Below are 20,253 nucleotides of genomic sequence, written 5' to 3'. Positions count from 1 at the left end.
TGGGGGAACGCGATGAGCGCTCTCTCAGTCTTTTTATTTTCGCTTCACTTACCTCATGTGCCCATTACCTCTCTTGCCAGTGCTATCAGCCACCATCCCGTTAAACCCCGCTCTTCCCTACAGCTGCGCTATTACCAATAACAGCTAAACGACTCAATACGGTTGGTGTCTACTCCATAATAAAACCAAAAGCGGCCACTCCACCGAAAACCCGCTACGGATGTCCTGCCTACAAAGACAGGGTACATCCAGAAACGCTCTCCGTTCGTCAGCCATACAAACGTGTTGCGGAACAAGCAGCCGAAAATGGCTCCAGGGTCAACCGCATACGCCGAAACCAGCGGCTTCGGTGGCGTAAATTGCGGTGGTGGGGAAGTTGGTGCTTGAGTTTGCTGCCCACCTTGGGGACCGAATGGCCCCTGCGGCGGTGGTGAGAACGGCTGTGGCGAAAATGACCCTGGGCCTGGTGGCGGACCTACCGGAGATGGAAACGAATCCTGCATATCAGGAAATTGTGGAATCGAAGGACTTGACGGCGTGAATGGACCTGGAGTACCCGGTTGCGTTCCGAAAGGAACTTGTGGCAGTAAAGACATGTGTTTCACTCCTTGTGTTCTAGGCTGATGTATCCTATGCGGGACATCAGCCCGCGGACTGGGCGAATCCCCATATCGCCGCCGAACTCCGTTATTTCGTCCTTTTACATCAAAAATTCTTATTTCCTGATACGATTAACTTCCTTTTTGAACATGCTCCAGCTCAATTTCATGTATCATTTTAATCTCGACTCGTTTCCTGAGCTCATCATACTGTTCCAGCAGCCGATGCTTATACCCTAAATTGTCGTTCATCCAGCCTATCATAGAGTCATCCTTATGCTCTGTGGACCAGCTAAATAAATCGCTATAGAGCTGACCAAATGATTCCTCATTGCTGCGAGCGAACCGGATCGGTCGGGCTGTATAGCTTAGCTTGAGTTCCAACATCTCATATAGCACGTCCAAACGGTATTCCAATGCCTGTACATTTCCTTTGGATGCATCGTAGCTTTTTATATCCTGAACAAGCTCCCTAAAGGTTAACCCTACATGCTGCATAGCAAAATAAGACCACACACAACTGCCTGTAGCCGTTCCATGAGCCTCCCAAAACGGATTCCACAGGATAGAGCGAATCGTATCCTTCTGTCCTTCTCCAAACAATGCGATTCCAGCAATAATTCCTGCATTACAGTCTACGGAAGCATGTTGCTCTCCCCAATGCACCAATCGCGGAATCATATCTTCAGTAGTGCATTTGAAGCTTAGCAGAGGTAAGAATTCATTAAACAAATTTTGATCCAACACTTTTTCCAATTCAGCCGCCAGTTTCTCACGATACGGTTCGCATGGAAGATGTACCAGTCCCAAACAGGCATCCACAGACACAGCTCCATACGGTCCGTTCACCAAAGCGACAAGATCAGCAGTAGCCTCCACATAACCCAAATAACCTAGCACATACAGCACACCGTCAGGTATATGTTCTGGGGATGCCTGATTTCGGACGTAGCGCTCGTACATATCCTGCGCCAAAGTAATATCCCCGCATCTCATGATCGGCTGGAGGAGTAACCCCCTAATATAATGATGGGGAGCTTCTACAAAAAGCCTGTATAACTCCCAAGCATCCTCCACTGTCCCATATTGGGCAACCACATCCGTATAGGCGGAAATGATGCTGGCGTCCAGCTTCTTGCCTGAGCCGAACATATCCATAAGTCTTGCTGTCGCGTCCATCATCCTGTTTTCTCCTTTCACGTGTGTACGTCTTCATAAAGCAATTCTCTAATGCTGAATATTTCTATTAAAAAAGAGGAAAGATATTACCATCTACGATCCAGTCTAGGGAGTTGATCTCATGCATGATTCCAATCCAAAAATTACAACATTTTTCATGTTCTCTGGTCAAGCAGAAGAAGCCATGCAATATTATACCTCTGTCTTTAAGCCGTCTGGTATCATGAGCATTTTCCATCAGGAAGATGGGACCGTGTTACATGCCGTATTCAACCTCAAAGGGCAAACCTTTATGGCTATAGACTATAACCATCAGGACAAACACCCTTTTACCCCAGCTCTATCGCTATTCGTCACTTGTGATTCGGAAGAAGAAATTCATCGTGTGTTTGGTCAGCTATCTCAGGAAGGCCGAGTTCTAATGCCCCTTGAAGCCTCGCCCGTAAGCCAACAATTTGGCTGGGTTGAAGACAAATACGGTGTTTCATGGCAATTAAATTTGGCAAAAGACTAAATTTCTTCTCTAAACGATCCAGCAGACTCTAGAAGTCTATAGAAAAACAATAGACCATGCTCCATCTTTTTTTGGTAATATTATATTTAATAGGTGCCAATAAAAGGATGTGTGTTTATTGTATAGTGCAAATTGTGAACAATGTTTTGGTTTATGCTGTGTAGCCTTGCCTTATGCAAAATCAGCTGATTTTGCTTTTAATAAGGATGGAGGAACTCCTTGTCAAAACCTAAATGCGGATTATCGTTGTGATATTCATAAGAACCTAAGAAATAACGGCTTGCGAGGCTGTACGGTATATGATTGCTTTGGAGCAGGTCAAAAAATTTCCCAAGTTACATACAGCGGAAAAAGTTGGCGGGACGATCCGGCAATAGCTGAGGAAATGTTCAATATATTTCCCATCATGCAACAGCTTCATGAAATGCTTTATTACCTAAATGAAGCCCTTAACTTAAAAGAAACTCATCCCATCTATACAGACTTACAAAAAGCTATGGCGAAAACCGAGCAGCTTACGGATCAAGATCCAAAATCCCTCATAGATCTTCACGTACCAACCCATAGGGCGTTAGTCAATGATTTACTTTTACAAACAAGTGAGTTAGTACGAGAAAAAGTTAAGAAAAACATAGAGCACAATAAATATAGTAAAAAAATCAGAAGTAGAGACCTTATCGGGGCTAATTTAAGAGGCGCTAATCTTAGAGGTACCAACCTGAGAGGAGTTTTACTTATTGCTGCTGATTTGCGAGAGGCTGACCTGAGAATGACAGACTTGATCGGTACGGATTTTAGAGATGCTGATTTAAGTGGGGCTAATCTGGAAGGAAGTATCTTTCTTACACAGGCGCAATTAAATTCGGCTAAGGGCAATTGTAAAACCAAACTGCCCCCTTCTCTAAGCATTCCAAACCATTGGCTAAATTAGATTTTTTCTAAAGAAACATTGCTTACCTACATGAAAAAGAAATAGACCGCCCCCCATAAAGGTAACGGTCTATTGTTGACCCTACTGCCGACTGCTCTTTAAGCAGTGGTTGTACACTGGAGTCGTGTTGGCGCACGACTCCTTACTATTCTTACCTCAGTATAGCTCATTTTATAACGTAAATACAGCTTTTATCTTCAAGAATTTTACTGATTACTCAGCTCTTTAATGTATATTGGGCAACAAAAAGTACCTTCCATTGGATCAGGTTCAAAAATCACGTCTTTATGACTGCATCCAGATTTAGACCTTGGATACTTCTTCGTTCAGAAATTCCTTTAGCCTTCGACTTAAGGCTGCATACTGCCCTGCATTGGTGTCCGAAAAAGCTTCCTCCCGGTTGGAGTATACATCCTGATACTGTGGAGAGATTGAAAATTGCGACCTCGTAAAATCTATAATGTCCTCACCAATGCGGTTGTAATAATGCCAACCACTATCCAGCCATGTCCTCAAAATATCGCCGCCAAGCCTGTCCTGAACGACAAGCGCTGTGACACCACATTGTCCAGCCGCAGGATTGTTTACTGTCCATTTAGAGCTAGACTCCAAAGACCAAGCCTGAAACAACGCCTTTTCTAATTCTAGAAAACGGTTTGCCTTCAACATGCGCCTCCCCTTTCGATTCCATTCTGCACTTATGGTGAACGTGCAATATTGTCACACAAAGTTAGAATTTTATATATTTACAAATAATTATTTTTATGATATAATATAGGTTTACATATTTATATTTTATGATACGATTCCTTTGTATTACATCAACTCTTATGGGAGGGATTCGATGCAATTAGACAAGGGAATACACATGCTCCAGGTTTCTGCTAACATTATGGGAAGTATAGAGAGTATTCACCCCACTTTAATGTGGGACGAAGATAACATGATTTTAGTTGATACGGCTTACCCCGGGCAACTCTCACTTTTGCATGAGGCTATTCTAGGCACCGGATTAGCAATCCATAAACTTACCTTCATATTAATAACACACCAGGATCTTGATCATATCGGCAGTTTAGCAGATATAATCCGAGCCTCTTCATCCCCAGTTCAAGTATTAGCCAGTTCTATCGAAAAGCCTTATATACAGGGAGAAAAACAGCTTATAAAGCTGACTCCAGAAGCAATAGATCAAGCTGTAAGCTCAATGCCCGAATCCGTTCCGGTAGAGTGGAGACATGCATTCCGGTGTACACTTGAAAATCCCCCAAAGGCTATTGTAGACTCTACCATCGTTGCCGGAGAGGAACTGCCCTTCTGTGGGGGGATCGTAGTTATAGATACTGCTGGACATACACCAGGACATCTAAGTTTCTATCATAAATCCAGTCAAACCCTGATTGCAGGAGATGCTCTACGTGTGGTAAGCGGCAAATTACTGGCTCCAGACCCGCAATACTGCTGTGATTTCAATATGGCCAAAGAATCTCTTAAAAACCTGCTGACATATGATATCAAAAAAGTGATTTGCTTTCATGGAGGGCTGTACGAAGGCAATTGTAATCAGCGGATATCTGAAATATGTGAATCCTAGCATTTGATCACATGTTCATACCAGTCCCTTGACCAGTCAGCGAATCATCTAAAGAAAAGACTAACCAGGAATTCCTGATTAGTCTTTTTTGAATGAGAGCTAGGCTTTTAAGTGAACTCTTAATACGGGTACTTCTGAAGAGGCAGATGTATCTTCCAAGATTTCCACATGACTGATCATCTCTTGCCCGTCTGGAACAATTACCGGCGTAATTACAGGGAATCCACCCTGTTGAATCGCGTCTAGATCAAACTCCATTAGTAATTGGCCCGCTTTAATGCTATCTCCTGCTTGTACATGAGGATTAAAGCCCTGTCCTTTGAGGGAGACGGTATTAATCCCAACATGGATCAAGATTTGTACTCCGGATTCATGCTCAATAATCAGAGCATGCTTACTTTTCTCCATAACATGGGCAACTTTTCCCGCGAAAGGAGCGATGACCCTGCCCTCAGAAGGATGAATAGCGATGCCATCCCCCATAGCTTTCGTAGAGAACGCAGGATCTGGAACCTCTTCAAGGGAAACCACCTTTCCTTTGATTGGTGCTACCATGTCGAATTCTTCAATACGAGGAGCCGCCTTCTTTTTCAACCATTTAAACATAACGATGCCACCTTATTTTGAGATTACATTCATAAACAGTGAATAGGACTTAACTACACTCTTTTAGGAACCGGTTCCACAAAATAAAAAGGAGAGTGGAAGCGATTTCTATCTGAATTATAGTGAATGCCTTTCCACGATGTCAAGACGATGATGTTTATCTTAGTCGGGTCATTTGTTATCACAATTACGTATTTAAGTAATTCCACTCTTAAAAGCGATATTTTTATGGTATACTTTGCTAGTACAACATACGGCTAAAAGGGCGGTCGGCTAGTCTCCCCAAAGGGAGGTGATGCCCATGGAGGTTAAAGACGCGATTTCCTTGATGATCATGTTTGGCATGTTCATTCTGGCATTGCTTACCTACGTGAAAAAGAAATAGACCGCTCTGACTAAGGAATACGGTCTATATCCGACCTCATCTTACCCGGCCGACTGCTCTTTATGCAGTTGTTGTATGCTGGAGTCGTTTTGACGCACGACTCCTTTACTATTCTTACCTCAGTATAGCTCATTTTATAACGTAAATACAGTTTTTTTCTTCAAATATTTACTGATTTCCTCTGCTATTTTACTTGTCCGGTACATATTCTATGAGGTCTTAAAGCTTACAATTAAAGGTATCTCAAAGCTTAAATAAGGTGCTAAGTCCTGATAAAATCATCAGCTCCGTGATATCATCTATTCGGTGTTCAGCCATAAGCTCTCGAACATTACACTCATCAAATTATTTCCCTCCTATATTTGATATATTTATTTTATCCCCCATAAGTCCACTTATTAACTTTCAGAAGTTAAAAATAGCTTAACACTCACTCTGAAGGGTCCCATAGCAACTATATAAAGTTAATAAAAAGTAGTTATGTACATTATGATATATTCCTCAGATGTACTAATTGAATCACTTATTCGCACACGACTAGAATTATTATATTTCAATCTTCTAAAGTGTAGATCACTTCAAGCAAGAACTAGAACAATATATTAATTACTACAATCACAAGCGCATCAAGTCAAAATTAAAAGGCATGAGCCCGGTACAATACCGAGCTCATGCCCAACTGGTTGCATAAAAATAGTTGTCTAACTTTAAGGGGTCACTTCACAGATGTGGCTGCTTTTTTTACAATATTATTACTGCGTTAATGCTGGGCCTACCCTTCCAGCGCCTGCTTCAATTCCTCAGGCGAAGCGTCCCACCATTCCTCGTTATGCGAAATGAGCAGGCTTTTGAGCGCTGCCTTATCTTCGCTGCCGAGATCCTCCAGCATGAAACGACGCTTGAGCGCGTAATCCATACGATTGACGTGATCGGCGAGGATTTTCCAGCCGCGTTTGGCTTCGTCGTCAATCAGCATCTCGCAGGCGGTGGCACCGCCGTACATACGTCCTTCGGCTGTACGGTCCACAGCTACCCATACGAGCCATACCTGGCGTCCGTTCGGTACGTCCTCTTTATTCGTAGAGAACTTGATACCACGTTCTACTTTACTTTTGGCATGCATGGCACCGATATCAATTTTCGCCTCTCCTCGGTCAATGATGACCGGTGACATGCTGTTCAGGTCAATTGAGCCTGCGCCGAAACCCTTATGTTTACTCTTGCCACTGACAATGTTCAGTGCAATCTGTTTTTTGCCGTCCGGCTGATTTTCACTCATGCGTCACTAGACCTCCATTTTCCGTCTTCACACTCATTCTACACTATAAATATTTTAACTAATAATCTCCTGAAAGCAAACATATACATGCTGTAGATGCTTGTCAACGGGAGGTATCCATTGTATGACCCCAGCACGCACTAAAATCGTTTTATTGTCTACACTAGCCCTCGGTCTCCTCGCAGGGACGTTATGGTTTGCCTGGCAGCCCCAATCGCAATCCGACCCGCAGTCCATAGGCCAACCACTATACGGCTCCCTGTCTGAGTCTGCGCTTGCCCCAAATGTGGGCAAGCCTCTAGGGGCAAACATCCTGCCTGACCTGCCCAAGAACCCTCCACAACCCGCTACAGAAATCCTCAGCAAACGGGTGGTAGAGTACCACATTGATGTATCTCTGGAAAAGGGACAGGTTTTGCGAGGCACTGAGACACTGACCTGGAAACATCCGGGCAAGAAAACCGTGAATGATCTGTATCTTCATCTATACCCGAACGCCTTCTCTTCCATGGAAACCACCTTTATGAAGGAATCCGGTGGAAAGCTGCGCGGAGACACCATGCCCAAAGACGGCTTTGGCTCTATGACGCTGACTGAACTAAAAACAGAAGACGGTTTATCCCTCATGCATCGCATCCAATATGTGCAGCCAGATGACGGTAACGCAGGCGACCGTTCGCTCATGAAGGTGCGTCTACCCAAGCCGGTACGAGGTGGCGAAGAAATCACATTATATATGAAGTTTGAGGTAAAACTGCCTGCTATCTTTGCTCGTATGGGTGGGACAGATGATTTTGTAATGGCAGGACAGTGGTTCCCGAAGCTCAGTGTCTACGAGACTGCAGGGCAGCGTGGACGCGCCGAGGAGGGCTGGAACCTCCACCAGTATCATGGTAACTCCGAGTTTTATGCCGATTTTGGAATTTACAGCGTACGGATTCGGGTGCCTGAAACTCATATCGTAGCAGCGACCGGATTTCCCACCCGTGGTGCCGTCCGACAGAACGGCCAAAAAATATATCAATTTTATGCCGACGATGTACACGATTTTGCCTGGTCCGCTTCACCCAACTTTGTAGCCGTAGAAGAACCCTTTTCTTCTGCTGAAGTCCCTGGTGTCAAAATCAAGCTCTACCTTGACCCATCGCACAAGGAGCTCAAAGGACGCTATATGAGCGCAGCGAAGGCCGCTCTTTTGTACTACAGCAAATGGTACGGGCCTTATCCATATTCCACCCTGTCCATCGTGGTTCCACCCAAATCAGGCAATGGAGCTGGCGGCATGGAGTATCCGACACTCATCACGGCCGCTGCTGCGGGTAATCTCAATCCTGGCTATAGTCTGGAACGGACATTAGTTCATGAGATTGGACATCAATATTTCTATGGAATGGTAGCCAATAATGAATTTGAGGAGCCGTGGCTGGATGAAGGCTTCACCTCCTATGCAGAGGAGCGACTTATGGAGCAAGAATATGGGCTCACCCCCAACTTGCCATTACAATCGGGACAGGTATCCTCCCCACAGCCGCTAAACCGTGAGTCATGGAAGTACGGCTCGGCTGCTGAGTACGCGCAAAATGCCTACTCTCGAGGCAAGCTGGTACTACGGGGCATTGAACGTCAGGTGGGTATGAAAAAAATGGATCGCATTATGCGGACCTACGTCCAGACGTACCGATTTAAGCATCCGTCCTCACAGGATTTTCAACGTATCGTGGAGAGAGTCACCGGACGCTCATGGAGCCACTATTTTGAACAGTATGTATATGACGGCCAGATGGCGGACTTTTCAGTGGATCACATCACAAACCACAAGCTGGAGAATGGATATGAAGCAGTCGTGACGGTCAGCAAAAAAGGGGCGGATTATCCCAAGATCCCTGTCCAATTTACCTTCAAGGATGGAACCACGAAATTCAAGGCTTGGGACGGTGCGGGCAAAAGCACAACTTTTCGGATCAAAAGTACTTCTCCCGTTTCCTATGTAACCCTTGATCCCCTATATACCATTGCACTGGAGAACAAGCATATTAACAATACCCTAAAAGCCGAATTGGACGAAAAGCAACAAACCCGTTGGAGTATAAGTGTAACCAAGCTGTTGGAGACACTGCTTGGAAGTCTGTCATGGTGAGGTGTCTATAGATGCGGACTGTTATAAAAGAGGGCTGGGCGCTGGTGCGCATACGATTTTATATCGTTATCATTTTATTTTTGTATCGATTACTGTGGGGGGTATTTCTCTATCGGCTGGTACAATCTGCCGTTATCCCGCTACTACTCCGTTATCCTGATCAGGGTCAAAACGAGCTGGGACAGACCTTGTTTTGGATGGAGAGCCAGATTGCTCTGATGGACAGCCGGGAAGTACATGTGTATTTGTGGATACTACTAGGGGCGACTGTACTACGCATACTGATCACTCCCTTCATTAGAGCCGGAATATATCAAAGTCTGCATACCGATGCGACTGAACCGCAAAGCCTGTCCTTTTTCAAGGGTATGAAACGCCATGGCATGTCGTCGCTGTTGTATTACACCATTGAGTTGGGACTGCTGCTGCTTCCCGCCTTTTGGATAGTACCGAGACTCTACCCTATTGTAGCAGGTACGCTTCAATCTCCCTCTTACCTGCTGCACTTGTTGCCCTATGCCATGGGGTGGATGGCTTACGGATGGTTCATTCGGCAGTGCATCCTGTATATGCAACTGGGTACTGTCGGTGGTCACGCCATACTATCGTCCCTGCTCGCCTTCTTTCGCCAGCTCCTCCCAGCTGTCGGTATATCCCTTTTGCTCGGTGCTTGTGTGCTGCTGGTCTTCGGTCTATTTGGCACCGTGGCGATGATTTGGACTGGCATGCTGGCGCTCATTCTCCAACAATCGTATCATTTTGTTACTAGTCTGGCCAGGCTGTGGCATATCAGTTCGCAGTACAGACTATGGCATAACGATATCTCCAGTAGAAGCTAAGCCCTTCCTTTATGTTAATCACTTCATTTCCGTCTGTCGAAAAAACTTTATGCATAACCGCGCAAACGGCACATAACTGAATACTGTTAACAAGATCTGTTCCTGGGACATTAGGAGCAGATTTTTTTTGTAACTTTTTGCAATGAAACATTTGCCAAAGCCAGCCGACTTTGTTACAATAATCGCAGTGAACTGATAGTAACAACTTTGTAATCTTTATTGTAACCTTTATCTCAAAAATATCGTTATTGTGAATACTGCTCTCCAAGGTGCACATCTTAAGTTAAGCCTAATTCCTGGCACCTAGGAAGCGGGGGAACCAGTTTGGGTGAATTGATCTCGCAACAGAGTGGTCATAGGGGAACCTTCTACCGAATCCTTAAGCTAACCTCGCAGGCATTGGAAGGGGTATATTTTTTTTGAAGAAGAAGCTAACGATCGCAGCTATGAGTCTTGCCATTGCCTTTACATCTTTTACATTCGGTGGCGGCAGTGCATTTGCAGACTCCAAGATGGACCAGGTCATCCAAGATGCCAAAGGAACGAACTACAGAAGCGGAGGCACTACACTCGAGGGATTCGATTGCTCCGGCTTCACAATGTATGTATTCAACAAACTGGGAATTAAACTTCCGCATCAATCTGGATCACAATTCAAAATGGGATCTTCCGTATCCCGCGATGAAATGAGACCTGGAGACCTGGTGTTCTTCAACACCACAGGAAGAGGCATTTCCCATGTAGGTATCTTCGTAGGTGAAGGGAAATTTGCCCACTCCTCGACTTCACGTGGTGTAGTAGTTAGCTCACTGAACGAAAATTATTACGCTAACCGCTATGTCGGTGCAAAAAGAATTATGAGCACAGACGCTTACCATTCTGTAGCTTCAGATATTCCTGATGACGACAACGTAGAATAACTAACGCACAGCAAGCTAACTCTAGCCGCAATTTGATTCTGCCGGAATCGAATTGCGGCTTTTTATGTCCACAACATCAGCAATGATTATCTTTACTGACGAACTGACACCTCAAAAGGTTTCAATTTTAGCGAACATCGTCGGTTTTACCGTCACCGCTGGGGGAGCATATGAGCAGTAATTCCTTCTTATTGAATGTATACCCGACTTAGGTAGGAAATAAACACGCTTGCCATTCCCCTGCAACTTGTCTACAATCTGTTGTTAATGATTGAAGTACCTGTAAAAGGAGGATGGAACACATGCCGGCCTCAATATCCAACTATCGGATCGTACCGATGGACGAGCATCAAGCGGCTGCAATCTGTGAGTGGCGCTATGATCCACCTTATAACATATACGGTTGGCTCCCCTGGGAACAAATGAAGGCGCTTGAGGTCGAATTTGGAAATCCCACGCTTCGCCAAGAGCAATATGTTGCCGTACTGGATGAAGAGAACAAGCTGATGGGATTTGCTCAATATTTTCCTATGATCGGTGTGACCCGGCTAGGCCTTGGAATGCATCCTGACAGATGCGGACATGGCAAAGGCTCTGATTTTGTCCGTGCCATTGCAGAGGAAGCCCAACGACGCAACCCGAAGAATGAAATTGATCTAGAAGTGCTCACTTGGAATGAGCGCGCTATCCGGGCCTACAAGGCGGCTGGATTTGAGCTTACAGATACCTATGAACGACAGACCCCCGATGGCAAAAAACCGTTTTATTGTATGGTATATCGTCCCGAGCACCCAACCCGGGTACTATGATAAAAGCGCCTTCGGCATACAACCACGATGTTGTATAGCGAAGGCGCTTTTATCATCATACGACAGATCATTACAAACTCAATGACTGCTGCGCATTTTTTCAAAAGCTTCATTATATTGCTGGGCTTCCTTGATATCCACGGCCATAATACCGCCGTCGTCCCAAGAGGTCAAACGCAGAGTCACGGTCTTGTAATCAATCGTAATAAATGGATGATGATTGAATGCTTCAGATATAGCGGCAACTTCATCCACGAATGCAATCCCTTTCATAAAACTGGAAAAATTGTATTTCCGGACGATCCAACGTCCTTCCTCCAGTTCCCAGCCCTCCAGTTTCTCCAGATGTACCTCAATCTCTTCTTGTGTAAAAGGCATGTTACGAACTCCTCCCCGTTTATACGGAAGCCTTTCGACCGCTTAAACACGGCCAAAACTACGATATATTGGTGTACATATTACCACGGCCCCGTTGATAATTCCATAAGACGGACCTCAAATTAAAGGGACTGACGTCAGCTCCTCGTCTCCAATCAGTACATAGATACGATGCTGCTCCGGCTCATAGATCACAACGCCACTCCCTACAGTGATTAGGGGCTCTGTACCCAGTGCATAAAATAAGTCTTCAGCCAAAGCTTCATTGACTTCCTGACGCCCCGCCGGGTCCAGCCTGTCCCAATCTTCTGCTTCCATCTCAAAAAACTCATAGCTATCTGGGATGCGTCCCACAGCGTCTGTCAAATCGTTCAAAATTTGTTCATACTCACGCCCATGCTTTACTCCCATGCCATTTCCTCCAATGGTTCCGCCATTCAATGCATAATCACCTTATTATACCGGAAATTCGCACTTAACAAAAAAGAGAGTTTTGTCGATAAATACTATAATCCGTCTTGTAATGACGCGCTTGGGGCAAGGACGACCCCGGCGGCATGAAAGGATTCAAAATCTATTCTCATGGATGAGGTGTATCATGCAAATTTCAACCATTATCGGACTTGTGCTCGGGATTGTGTCACTGGTCGTCGGGATGATCTTAAAAGGCGCTCCAGTCGTCAACCTGGTCAATAATCCCGCTGCTTACATGATTATTTTCGTCGGAACGGCAGCGAGTATATTTATGGCCTTCCCGATGGCAGAAATCAAACGGATTCCGAAGCTGTTCAAGGTTATTTTCACCGAACAAAAACTGTTAGACCGCAAAGAGCTCATCGGTACGTTTACCGAGTGGGCATCCATTACCCGTCGTGAAGGCCTGCTCGCCTTGGAATCCAAGGTAGAGGAAATCGACGATCCCTTTATGCGTGGCGGCATGCGAATGATTATTGACGGCAATGATCAGGAATTCGTACGGGACGTTCTGATGGAGGATATCAATGCTACCGAGGATCGACATCGCTCTGGCGCGCTGATCTTCTCCCAAGCCGGTATGTACGCTCCAACGCTCGGGGTACTCGGTGCGGTTGTAGGTCTGATCGCCGCTCTGGCCGACCTTAGTGACATGGAAAAGCTCTCTCATGCCATTGCAGCAGCCTTCATTGCGACGTTGCTCGGTATTTTTACAGGTTATGTCCTGTGGCATCCGATGTCCAACAAGCTCAAACGGTTATCCAAAAAAGAAGTCGAGCTTAAATTAATGATGGTCGAAGGTCTGCTTTCCATTCAATCGGGGATATCTACGATTGCCATCAGTCAGAAACTGACGATCTTCCTGACTCCGACCGAACGGGCTACGATGACCCAGAAGGATGGCGATTCCAGTGAGTAAAAAGAGACATGAACCGCATGAAGAGCATGCTGACGAAAGCTGGCTGTTGCCATATTCCGACTTAATGACCCTTCTGTTGGCTCTTTTCATTGTCTTATTCGGTATGAGCTCGCTCGACGCCAAAAAATTTGAAACTATGGCTCAATCCCTGAGTGCAGCTTTTAATGGCGGCACTGGCGTGCTGGATCACTCAGCCGCGAATCCGTCGTCACAATCCATGGATATGGGCAAAAATAAAGAACAAGTGTCACAACCCGTAAAATCGAAAGCTACTTCTACCTCTGAACTGCAAAAACAGCTGGCCCAACGGGAAGAAGAAGATTTAAAAAAGCTTAAAAAACAGATGGATCAATACATTCAAAATAACGGCCTGACCCCGTTGCTGAATACCAAGCTAAACCAATCGCAACTAATGATCACCATTAGTGATAATGCCTTGTTTTCATCCGGGCAGGCCGAAGTAAAGCCGGAAGCAAGAAAGCTGGCCAAGTCCATTTCTAGTATGCTCCAGCAGTTCCCTGGCTATGATGTTATCGTATCGGGTCACACGGATAATGTACCGATCTCCAACAGCCAGTTCCCGTCCAATTTTGATTTGAGCGCTAAGCGCTCTCTGAATTTCTTGCGTATCTTGTTGCTCAATCCAGATCTCGACCCAACCAAGTTTGTATCCATCGGTTATGGCCAGTATCGTCCATTGGCAAGCAATCAAGATGGTCAAGGGCGCTCTAAAAACCGTCGTGTTGAAATATCTGTTCTCCGCAAATATCAGAACGGGACACAAGTCATCAGTCCTACCTCAAGCTCGAGTGAAGGTTGATTATGCATATGTTATATGAACAAAGGCACCGCTGCATTTTTATGCAGCTGGTGCCTCTTTGTTTAGTGCTTCCTGTACTTTGCCCTTTCAGATACGACGATCATACGCTCTAGGCTATACAAGCCCCTCTGGCATTAGCTAAGCGTATAATCGAGCATCTGACCAAGCTCCAGCTTCTCAGCCTCTGTCAGATCACGCCAGGCACCTTTCTGAAGAGACCCCAACCGAATATTCATGATTCGCAGCCTTTGCAGTTTTTTAACTTCATAACCGAAGGCTGCACACATACGCCGGATCTGACGATTTTTCCCTTCAGTCAGGATAATACGGAATACATACTCAGATACACGCGTCACCTCACAAGGTAGCGTCCGCTGACCGAGTATTTTCACCCCGCTAGACATGCCCTGCACAAAAGACGGTACGACAGGGCGATCCACTGTTACAATATATTCTTTCTCATGCTTGCCTTCTGCCCGTAGAATCTTATTCACAATGTCTCCATCGTTGGTAAGTAAAATGAGACCTTCCGAATCCTTATCCAGGCGTCCAATCGGGAATATCCGCTGCGGGTGCCCCACAAAATCAACAACATTGCCTCTAATGTGGCTCTCCGTTGTACTTGTAATGCCCACCGGTTTGTTCAATGCAATATAGACGTGATCAGACTTATCGCGCAGTGGCTTGCCGTTCACGCGAACATCATCGCCTTCTTCCGCTTGACTACCCAGCACAGCCACTTCGCCGTTAATCGTCACGCGACCGCTCTCTACCAGCTTGTCTGCCTCCCGGCGCGAGCAAAAACCGGTTTCGCTGATAAACTTGTTAATGCGCAACCTGTGTACCCTCCATTTCTACTAACACACTTACTCCTGCGCCCCAGCCCGTTACTCCGGCTTGGCAATCGGAAGCTGCACCAGGGCTGTCGTTCCCTCTCCCTCTGTGCTTTCAATATCCAGTGTGCCTTTATGACTCTGTATAATACGCTGGCTGACCATAAGTCCTAGTCCTGTACCTGTTTCTTTGTTTGTGAAAAAAGGTTCTCCCAACTTGGACAGCATTTCTGCGGGAATACCCGCTCCCTGGTCCCGTATGAAGATTTTAACGTTTTCTCCCTCCAAGAACAAATGAATCGTGATGATGCCACCTTTACTCATAGCCTCCATGCTATTTTTAAGTAAATTAATGAATACTTGCTTTAACTGATTTTCTTCAGCGTATACCAGGGCAGGCTCGTCCGTGACCTGAAGGTTGAATACAATGCCCAGCAGATGCGCCTGACTATCTAGTAAAGAAATCACGTCGCTCACAATATAACGAACATCTTTTTTCTGAAAATGCACTGCCTGTGGCTTCGCCAGTATTAAAAACTCGCTAACGATCAAATTAATGCGATCCAGCTCAGACATCATAATATCGTTGTGTTTCATATTCAACACTTGATTTTGCTGCTGTAGTTGGAGAAAGCCACGTAGCGTGGTTAGCGGATTACGAATCTCATGCGCTACGCCTGCCGCCAGTTGCCCGACGGTTGTCAGTTTCTCTGATCTGCGCAACAACTCCTCCATCCGGTTGCGACCCGTGATATCACGCGACACGCAGATAAACCCCAAAATCTGGCCTTCTTCATCCAGAATAGGCGATGTGCTCATACTAATCTCTACTGTACTTCCATCCTTCCGCATTCTAAGGGACTCACTTGATACGATGCTCTCTCCCTGAAGCAGGCTCTTCTTCTGAAATTCATATTCCTCCTGTTGCTGTGGAGGTACAAATTCCAACTTACGACCAACCAATTCTTTCTTGGTCCAGCCGTACAAAGCTTCAAAGGCATGATTGACCCGAACGACGCGATCCTCCTCGTCGGTTACATGAATCGCATCTGCTGTCTGATTAATAACCGATTCTAGATGTTCCTTTACAGAACGGTTCTCTTCATACATCTGCTCGAGTCTTCTCGTGTACATCCCTAGGTTGTAGGCCATCGCATTGATGCGTTCACCCAACTGTGCAAGCTCATGACCACCTTTTATTTCTAGCCGTGTATCAAAATGACCGTCAGCCATCTCATTCACTTTCCCCAGAATCGACTGAATTGGGCGGACAAACAGACTTGCCAGCACATAGCTTCCAATGATCACAACCTCTAAAAGGACAATGGAAATGGCAATTAAACTTATCAATTGCTTGGAAATAACAGAAGTGATCGTATCATAATTCATAACAATACGGATAACATAGGCATCACGATTAGCCGGATAAAAAGGTATGTAACTGACGAGAACCCGCTCACCTTTAATATAGCAGTCTTGTACAATACTCTCCCCCGAGAGGATAGCTCTGGACACGGCCAAACGATCTTCCTGCACCCTTGTTAGTTGATACGTGCCGAATTGGATCGGTTTGTTGTACATGTAATAGTATTTCGAATCGTTCCCGTTCTTGTCCATCGAAGCGCCACCAAAGGTTGCAGGGTTAATTCCTGTAATCTCCATGATGCGATAATCCACTTGTTGAGTTTGCTTTACGATCTCATCGGGGCTCAGGATGGTTATGAAATTTTGTACTGAAGTATCCTGAAAGGAAATTCGAATTAAGTAGTTACGTTTTTGATCATAATAAAATCCCCATTTGTTAATATCTGAGGAGTCTGAACCGGTGTAGTCAAATGACCCCGTCCAAAAATGATCCAGTTTCTGACCTTGCACCATTGCAGCCTGTCCGTGCTCATATAATTGGTCAACTGCATTTTTCCAATATCCTGTCAATGGATCGGATGGCGTTACTTCTTTAGGATCCGAGGATTTAACAACCTTATACCCCTGCCCGTCTCGAATCATCAAGGAAATATTAGTATCTCTGTGGAGTGAGGCCACCTTTTGAAGCTGTTCCTGCTGAATATTTCGAATGTCAGGATCGAGCTGATTGGCAGCCAACGTGGCAGAAAGCCACAGATTATATCCGAGCTGTTTGTCAACGGCCTCCCAGCTATGTTGGGTTTGTTCGATAGCTCCTCCAATAATTTTAGCCGTCAGAACCATTTTAGTTTCACTGTCACTTCTTAGGTTTTCATGGGTCGTGTAATAATTAAGTGCGATGTTTAATAAAAGGATAAACAGGACGGACCCCGACAAAATGATCGTTATTCTGATTTTTATCGACACACTGATTTCTCACCTCTTGCCGCATGCTGGCGATTACTGGGAATTGCTAACTCAATGATACCGTAATAGCGCCTGTGATACCAGCATTTACATTTACCGGATATACATAAATACACACCTTGTGTACAGTATTGTCAATAGACGAGGATTTGCCTACAATATAAAAGATAATCATCCACAGGTAGTCCACAAATACACAGATTTTATTATAAACTGTGGATAAACCTGTGGACAAGTACCTTGTTATCCACAATTTTATTCACATCATGTTAACAACGGAATATTTGTTCGTTGGATAATTCCGCGTTTTGAAAGGAGCATTTTCCCAGTGACCACCATGGATCACGCCTATTGGATGAAAGAAGCCATTCTGGAAGCGTATAAGGCAGAAACGTTAGGTGAAGTCCCCATCGGGGCTGTCATCGTAAAAGATAATGAAATCATCGGTCGCGGCTACAATTTGCGCGAGACGGATGCTGACCCAACCGCACATGCAGAGATGGTCGCCATTCGTCAGGCCAGTGAGCACTTAGGTGCCTGGCGCCTGCTGGATTGTAGGCTGTATGTCACTCTGGAGCCGTGTCCAATGTGCGCCGGAGCCATTGTGCAATCACGGGTTCCCCATTTGATATACGGCACTACAGATCCCAAGGCAGGCTGCGCAGGCACGCTGATGAATTTATTACAGGAGCCTCGGTTCAATCATTGTACAGAAGTAACTAGTGGTGTACTGCAGGAGGAATGTGCCTCGCTGCTAACGAACTTCTTTCGACATCTGCGGCAAAAAAGAGCGGCAGCCAAATTGTCTCCTCCCCCGTCTTCATTCTGAGGAGAAAAAGTCCAAAATACTTCATCTCATTGCTAATTCCCCATGGAAGGAGATCGCCTCATGCCTATGAGCTTGTATAATACGCCTCAAGGTATCTTTTTACGGCCATTTAGTTTGGCGGATAGCGAAGCCCTTCTCGCCCTTAGGCACCGAAATAGGGATTCTCATGCGCCTTATGAGTCGCTTTACGAGGATTCATTTTTCACATTAGAGAAACAACAGGAATACATCCGACAGAAATTGCGGCAAGCCGAAGAAGATCGAGGTTACGTATTCGGTATCTTTCTCTTAAAGGAAGAACGGCTCATCGGTTATATCTCCATTTCCAATCTAGTACGTGGAGTTGGACAATTCGCTGATATCGGCTACATGATGGATCATCATGAACAGGGTAACGGGCATATGACCGCTGCCTTAAAGTTGATCATACAATATGCCTTTCGTGCCTTATCTCTACATCGTCTCCAAGCGGGTACTCTTTTGCATAATGATCGCTCACAACGTGTATTAAAAAAATGCGGCTTTCAACCAGAAGGCATTGCTCGCAAGCTTGTACAGATTCAGGGCACATGGCAGGATCACCAGATGTTTGGACTTTTAGCCGAGGATGACGTGTGGCAGAGCTAAATGACTGTACAGGGACAACATTAAAAGTAAACAAAAAACCGCCCGGCCTATGCCGAGCGGTTTTCTTGCAATCATGTTATCCCATACTTAAGGAGCAACAGTTTGTATTTTTTGTTGCAGTTGTTCCATCGTCAGGACTTGATCATCTGTTGGAATACCCACTTTAAATGTTGCTTTTTCATTGATTTTGCTGTATTGCATATAGCCTGTTACAAACAATTTCACATTGTCTTTGGTTGTTGGATCATTCCATTCCACATTTGCATTTAAATCTTGGTACATAGGAATATCATTCTTGTTCAATGCTGTGTTAATGTCAAACTGTTTCAAAGTCAGATTATTTAACTTCTTACTGACTTCACTGGTATTGGATTGCAGTTTTTTCTTCGTTTCAGCCAGTTTTTCTTTGTTCACTTGAAGCATGCTAGCATATTCGTCTTTAGAAATAACATCAATAGCCTTAGGAAGCGCCTTAGTAATAAATGTACCTGCTGCTTGCTTCAAATTATCGTTCGTTACTTTAAATTGAACTACCTGTTTAGCTTCAACGCCTTGTGGCAGTTTAGCATCTTTAGGATCAATATCAAAGAAATACGTAGCTTGATCATACTCAGAGAGTAAGGCGCTTACAAGTTCAGATACTAACTTTTGGACCTGTGCAGGATCCATGATCTCAGGATTAAATTTGCCTCCAGACTGCTCTACGAGCTCCTTTGGATCAATCTCCAGGAACTTACCTATAGCTGTTTTCGGAATCCTGTATAAAGGAAGATCAGGAAGCTTCACATACAGCTTGTCTTTTGTCACAACCATAGGAATCGTATATGGAGTAGAATAATTACCCTTTAGATGGATACCCAGCGTCATCTCAGATTGTAACGGCTCTTTTTGGTACACACCGTCCAGTGTAATATCCGCATCTTTTAAAGTACCGGTTATAAACGCACTTTGAATAGCTGGAAGTGAATTCGATGAAATAGACAGATCTTTAATTTTGAATTGGCTTTTCAACTCATAAGAACTCAACTTCGTTACATTAGCAGTGCCATTTGTAATGGCTCCCTTTAATTCGTCCTTCTTACTGCAACCGACCAAGGCTACCGTCAAAAGCAACACCATAGTGAGTGTCAAGACAGATAACTTTTTACTCATTGTGTAGATTCTCTCCTCTCGTAATTAACCCCTTTTATAATACTATCAAAAAATACACACCCCTCCATTTTAGCGTATACCCACAGGCAATGGAACAC

Annotated in this window: 22 protein-coding genes, 1 pseudogene and 1 riboswitch; of the genes and pseudogenes, 13 read left to right on the top strand and 10 right to left on the bottom strand. The window is 44.9% G+C overall.

Annotation, left to right across the window (positions count from 1 at the left end; all coding sequences use genetic code 11):
• Nucleotides 1–131: 131 nt before the first annotated feature.
• Both MKY35_RS00600 and MKY35_RS00595 read right to left on the bottom strand, forming a co-directional pair.
• Nucleotides 132–596, bottom strand: a complete 465-nt coding sequence (locus MKY35_RS00600) for a transporter (RefSeq protein ID WP_342445303.1) — start codon at nucleotides 594–596, stop codon at nucleotides 132–134.
• A 135-nt stretch (nucleotides 597–731) separates the two neighbouring features.
• Nucleotides 732–1,781 carry a hypothetical protein gene (locus MKY35_RS00595; protein WP_342445302.1) on the bottom strand — a complete coding sequence of 350 codons (1,050 nt, stop codon included), beginning with the start codon at nucleotides 1,779–1,781 and terminating at the stop codon, nucleotides 732–734.
• A gap of 118 nt (nucleotides 1,782–1,899) precedes the next feature.
• Between MKY35_RS00595 and MKY35_RS00590 the strand changes: the two genes are divergently transcribed.
• Nucleotides 1,900–2,292, top strand: a complete 393-nt coding sequence (locus MKY35_RS00590) for a VOC family protein (RefSeq protein WP_029514926.1) — start codon at nucleotides 1,900–1,902, stop codon at nucleotides 2,290–2,292.
• Nucleotides 2,293–2,410: 118 nt separating this feature from the next.
• Nucleotides 2,411–3,223: a pentapeptide repeat-containing protein gene (locus MKY35_RS00585; RefSeq protein ID WP_342445301.1), complete on the top strand. Its 813-nt coding sequence runs from the start codon at nucleotides 2,411–2,413 to the stop codon at nucleotides 3,221–3,223.
• Nucleotides 3,224–3,526: 303 nt separating this feature from the next.
• Here MKY35_RS00585 and MKY35_RS00580 read toward each other — a convergent pair whose 3' ends face one another.
• Nucleotides 3,527–3,889, bottom strand: coding sequence for a hypothetical protein (locus MKY35_RS00580; protein WP_342446574.1), 363 nt, complete (start codon nucleotides 3,887–3,889; stop codon nucleotides 3,527–3,529).
• A 178-nt stretch (nucleotides 3,890–4,067) separates the two neighbouring features.
• Between MKY35_RS00580 and MKY35_RS00575 the strand changes: the two genes are divergently transcribed.
• Complete coding sequence (locus tag MKY35_RS00575; RefSeq protein ID WP_342445300.1) at nucleotides 4,068–4,817, top strand: MBL fold metallo-hydrolase; 750 nt, start codon at nucleotides 4,068–4,070, stop codon at nucleotides 4,815–4,817.
• Between the two features lie 99 nt (nucleotides 4,818–4,916).
• Here MKY35_RS00575 and MKY35_RS00570 read toward each other — a convergent pair whose 3' ends face one another.
• Nucleotides 4,917–5,423 carry a PTS glucose transporter subunit IIA gene (locus tag MKY35_RS00570; RefSeq protein ID WP_342445299.1) on the bottom strand — a complete coding sequence of 169 codons (507 nt, stop codon included), beginning with the start codon at nucleotides 5,421–5,423 and terminating at the stop codon, nucleotides 4,917–4,919.
• A 301-nt stretch (nucleotides 5,424–5,724) separates the two neighbouring features.
• Between MKY35_RS00570 and MKY35_RS00565 the strand changes: the two genes are divergently transcribed.
• Together MKY35_RS00565 and MKY35_RS00560 are read left to right on the top strand one after the other, a co-directional pair.
• Nucleotides 5,725–5,808, top strand: coding sequence for a putative holin-like toxin (locus tag MKY35_RS00565; RefSeq protein ID WP_126666916.1), 84 nt, complete (start codon nucleotides 5,725–5,727; stop codon nucleotides 5,806–5,808).
• Between the two features lie 547 nt (nucleotides 5,809–6,355).
• Nucleotides 6,356–6,499, top strand: a pseudogene (locus MKY35_RS00560) (IS3 family transposase); the annotation flags it as partial.
• Nucleotides 6,500–6,580: 81 nt separating this feature from the next.
• On the opposite strand, the gene MKY35_RS00555 reads toward MKY35_RS00560, so the two are convergent.
• Nucleotides 6,581–7,087, bottom strand: coding sequence for a YwhD family protein (locus MKY35_RS00555; RefSeq protein ID WP_029514934.1), 507 nt, complete (start codon nucleotides 7,085–7,087; stop codon nucleotides 6,581–6,583).
• 124 nt (nucleotides 7,088–7,211) lie between these two features.
• Between MKY35_RS00555 and MKY35_RS00550 the strand changes: the two genes are divergently transcribed.
• The 4 genes from MKY35_RS00550 (at nucleotide 7,212) to MKY35_RS00535 (ending at nucleotide 11,792) form a co-directional block, all read left to right on the top strand.
• Nucleotides 7,212–9,224: a M1 family metallopeptidase gene (locus MKY35_RS00550; RefSeq protein WP_069011489.1), complete on the top strand. Its 2,013-nt coding sequence runs from the start codon at nucleotides 7,212–7,214 to the stop codon at nucleotides 9,222–9,224.
• A gap of 11 nt (nucleotides 9,225–9,235) precedes the next feature.
• Nucleotides 9,236–10,063: a hypothetical protein gene (locus MKY35_RS00545; RefSeq protein ID WP_342445298.1), complete on the top strand. Its 828-nt coding sequence runs from the start codon at nucleotides 9,236–9,238 to the stop codon at nucleotides 10,061–10,063.
• Nucleotides 10,064–10,339: 276 nt separating this feature from the next.
• A riboswitch (cyclic di-AMP (ydaO/yuaA leader) is annotated at nucleotides 10,340–10,477 on the top strand.
• 5 nt (nucleotides 10,478–10,482) lie between these two features.
• Nucleotides 10,483–10,983 (top strand): C40 family peptidase, encoded by a 501-nt coding sequence (locus MKY35_RS00540; protein WP_029514939.1) that lies wholly within the window; start codon nucleotides 10,483–10,485, stop codon nucleotides 10,981–10,983.
• 302 nt (nucleotides 10,984–11,285) lie between these two features.
• Nucleotides 11,286–11,792: a GNAT family N-acetyltransferase gene (locus MKY35_RS00535; RefSeq protein ID WP_342445297.1), complete on the top strand. Its 507-nt coding sequence runs from the start codon at nucleotides 11,286–11,288 to the stop codon at nucleotides 11,790–11,792.
• A 78-nt stretch (nucleotides 11,793–11,870) separates the two neighbouring features.
• On the opposite strand, the gene MKY35_RS00530 is transcribed toward MKY35_RS00535, so the two are convergent.
• Both MKY35_RS00530 and MKY35_RS00525 read right to left on the bottom strand, forming a co-directional pair.
• A complete protein-coding gene (locus MKY35_RS00530; RefSeq protein ID WP_274483434.1) occupies nucleotides 11,871–12,170 on the bottom strand; it encodes a 4a-hydroxytetrahydrobiopterin dehydratase in 300 nt (99 codons plus the stop codon).
• 117 nt (nucleotides 12,171–12,287) lie between these two features.
• Nucleotides 12,288–12,581 carry a hypothetical protein gene (locus tag MKY35_RS00525; protein ID WP_322253037.1) on the bottom strand — a complete coding sequence of 98 codons (294 nt, stop codon included), beginning with the start codon at nucleotides 12,579–12,581 and terminating at the stop codon, nucleotides 12,288–12,290.
• A gap of 187 nt (nucleotides 12,582–12,768) precedes the next feature.
• Here MKY35_RS00525 and motA point away from each other — a divergent pair, with 187 nt between their 5' ends.
• Nucleotides 12,769–13,563 (top strand): flagellar motor stator protein MotA, encoded by a 795-nt coding sequence (gene motA / locus MKY35_RS00520; RefSeq protein WP_025723780.1) that lies wholly within the window; start codon nucleotides 12,769–12,771, stop codon nucleotides 13,561–13,563.
• On the top strand, nucleotides 13,556–14,383 hold the full coding sequence (locus tag MKY35_RS00515; RefSeq protein ID WP_029514945.1) for a flagellar motor protein MotB: 828 nt from the start codon (nucleotides 13,556–13,558) through the stop codon (nucleotides 14,381–14,383). Before motA ends, MKY35_RS00515 begins: the two co-directional genes overlap by 8 nt.
• A 134-nt stretch (nucleotides 14,384–14,517) precedes the next feature.
• Here the strand turns inward: MKY35_RS00515 and rluF are convergent, their stop codons facing one another.
• Both rluF and MKY35_RS00505 read right to left on the bottom strand, forming a co-directional pair.
• On the bottom strand, nucleotides 14,518–15,219 hold the full coding sequence (gene rluF, locus MKY35_RS00510) for a 23S rRNA pseudouridine(2604) synthase RluF (RefSeq protein ID WP_029514947.1): 702 nt from the start codon (nucleotides 15,217–15,219) through the stop codon (nucleotides 14,518–14,520).
• A 51-nt stretch (nucleotides 15,220–15,270) separates the two neighbouring features.
• Nucleotides 15,271–17,547 (bottom strand): PAS domain S-box protein, encoded by a 2,277-nt coding sequence (locus tag MKY35_RS00505; protein WP_342445296.1) that lies wholly within the window; start codon nucleotides 17,545–17,547, stop codon nucleotides 15,271–15,273.
• A 328-nt stretch (nucleotides 17,548–17,875) separates the two neighbouring features.
• On the opposite strand from MKY35_RS00505, the gene tadA reads away from it, so the two are divergent.
• Together tadA and MKY35_RS00495 are read left to right on the top strand one after the other, a co-directional pair.
• Nucleotides 17,876–18,376 carry a tRNA adenosine(34) deaminase TadA gene (tadA, locus tag MKY35_RS00500; protein ID WP_342445295.1) on the top strand — a complete coding sequence of 167 codons (501 nt, stop codon included), beginning with the start codon at nucleotides 17,876–17,878 and terminating at the stop codon, nucleotides 18,374–18,376.
• A 60-nt stretch (nucleotides 18,377–18,436) separates the two neighbouring features.
• Entirely contained in the window at nucleotides 18,437–19,003 is a 567-nt protein-coding gene (locus MKY35_RS00495) for a GNAT family protein (RefSeq protein ID WP_342445294.1), read from the top strand.
• An 87-nt stretch (nucleotides 19,004–19,090) separates the two neighbouring features.
• Here the strand turns inward: MKY35_RS00495 and MKY35_RS00490 are convergent, their stop codons facing one another.
• Nucleotides 19,091–20,155 carry a hypothetical protein gene (locus tag MKY35_RS00490; protein WP_342445293.1) on the bottom strand — a complete coding sequence of 355 codons (1,065 nt, stop codon included), beginning with the start codon at nucleotides 20,153–20,155 and terminating at the stop codon, nucleotides 19,091–19,093.
• Between the last annotated feature and the right edge of the window lie 98 nt (nucleotides 20,156–20,253).

Origin of the sequence: Paenibacillus sp. FSL L8-0638, assembly GCF_038593075.1 — a bacterium.
Classification (GTDB): Bacteria; Bacillota; Bacilli; order Paenibacillales; family Paenibacillaceae; genus Paenibacillus; species Paenibacillus polymyxa_D.
This window is presented reverse-complemented; position numbering and strand designations above follow the sequence as displayed.

What these genes read in the sequence shown, in the direction of transcription:
- MKY35_RS00495 (WP_342445294.1), top strand. Translation starts at nt 18,437, where the DNA reads ATGCCTATGAGCTTGTATAATACGCCTCAAGGTATCTTTTTACGGCCA.
- MKY35_RS00545 (WP_342445298.1), top strand. Translation starts at nt 9,236, where the DNA reads ATGCGGACTGTTATAAAAGAGGGCTGGGCGCTGGTGCGCATACGATTT.
- MKY35_RS00590 (WP_029514926.1), top strand. Translation starts at nt 1,900, where the DNA reads ATGCATGATTCCAATCCAAAAATTACAACATTTTTCATGTTCTCTGGT.
- MKY35_RS00575 (WP_342445300.1), top strand. Translation starts at nt 4,068, where the DNA reads ATGCAATTAGACAAGGGAATACACATGCTCCAGGTTTCTGCTAACATT.
- MKY35_RS00525 (WP_322253037.1), bottom strand. Translation starts at nt 12,581, where the DNA reads ATGGGAGTAAAGCATGGGCGTGAGTATGAACAAATTTTGAACGATTTG.
- MKY35_RS00550 (WP_069011489.1), top strand. Translation starts at nt 7,212, where the DNA reads ATGACCCCAGCACGCACTAAAATCGTTTTATTGTCTACACTAGCCCTC.
- motA (WP_025723780.1), top strand. Translation starts at nt 12,769, where the DNA reads ATGCAAATTTCAACCATTATCGGACTTGTGCTCGGGATTGTGTCACTG.
- MKY35_RS00555 (WP_029514934.1), bottom strand. Translation starts at nt 7,087, where the DNA reads ATGAGTGAAAATCAGCCGGACGGCAAAAAACAGATTGCACTGAACATT.
- MKY35_RS00565 (WP_126666916.1), top strand. Translation starts at nt 5,725, where the DNA reads ATGGAGGTTAAAGACGCGATTTCCTTGATGATCATGTTTGGCATGTTC.
- MKY35_RS00595 (WP_342445302.1), bottom strand. Translation starts at nt 1,781, where the DNA reads ATGATGGACGCGACAGCAAGACTTATGGATATGTTCGGCTCAGGCAAG.
- MKY35_RS00570 (WP_342445299.1), bottom strand. Translation starts at nt 5,423, where the DNA reads ATGTTTAAATGGTTGAAAAAGAAGGCGGCTCCTCGTATTGAAGAATTC.
- MKY35_RS00600 (WP_342445303.1), bottom strand. Translation starts at nt 596, where the DNA reads ATGTCTTTACTGCCACAAGTTCCTTTCGGAACGCAACCGGGTACTCCA.
- MKY35_RS00490 (WP_342445293.1), bottom strand. Translation starts at nt 20,155, where the DNA reads ATGAGTAAAAAGTTATCTGTCTTGACACTCACTATGGTGTTGCTTTTG.
- MKY35_RS00535 (WP_342445297.1), top strand. Translation starts at nt 11,286, where the DNA reads ATGCCGGCCTCAATATCCAACTATCGGATCGTACCGATGGACGAGCAT.
- MKY35_RS00530 (WP_274483434.1), bottom strand. Translation starts at nt 12,170, where the DNA reads ATGCCTTTTACACAAGAAGAGATTGAGGTACATCTGGAGAAACTGGAG.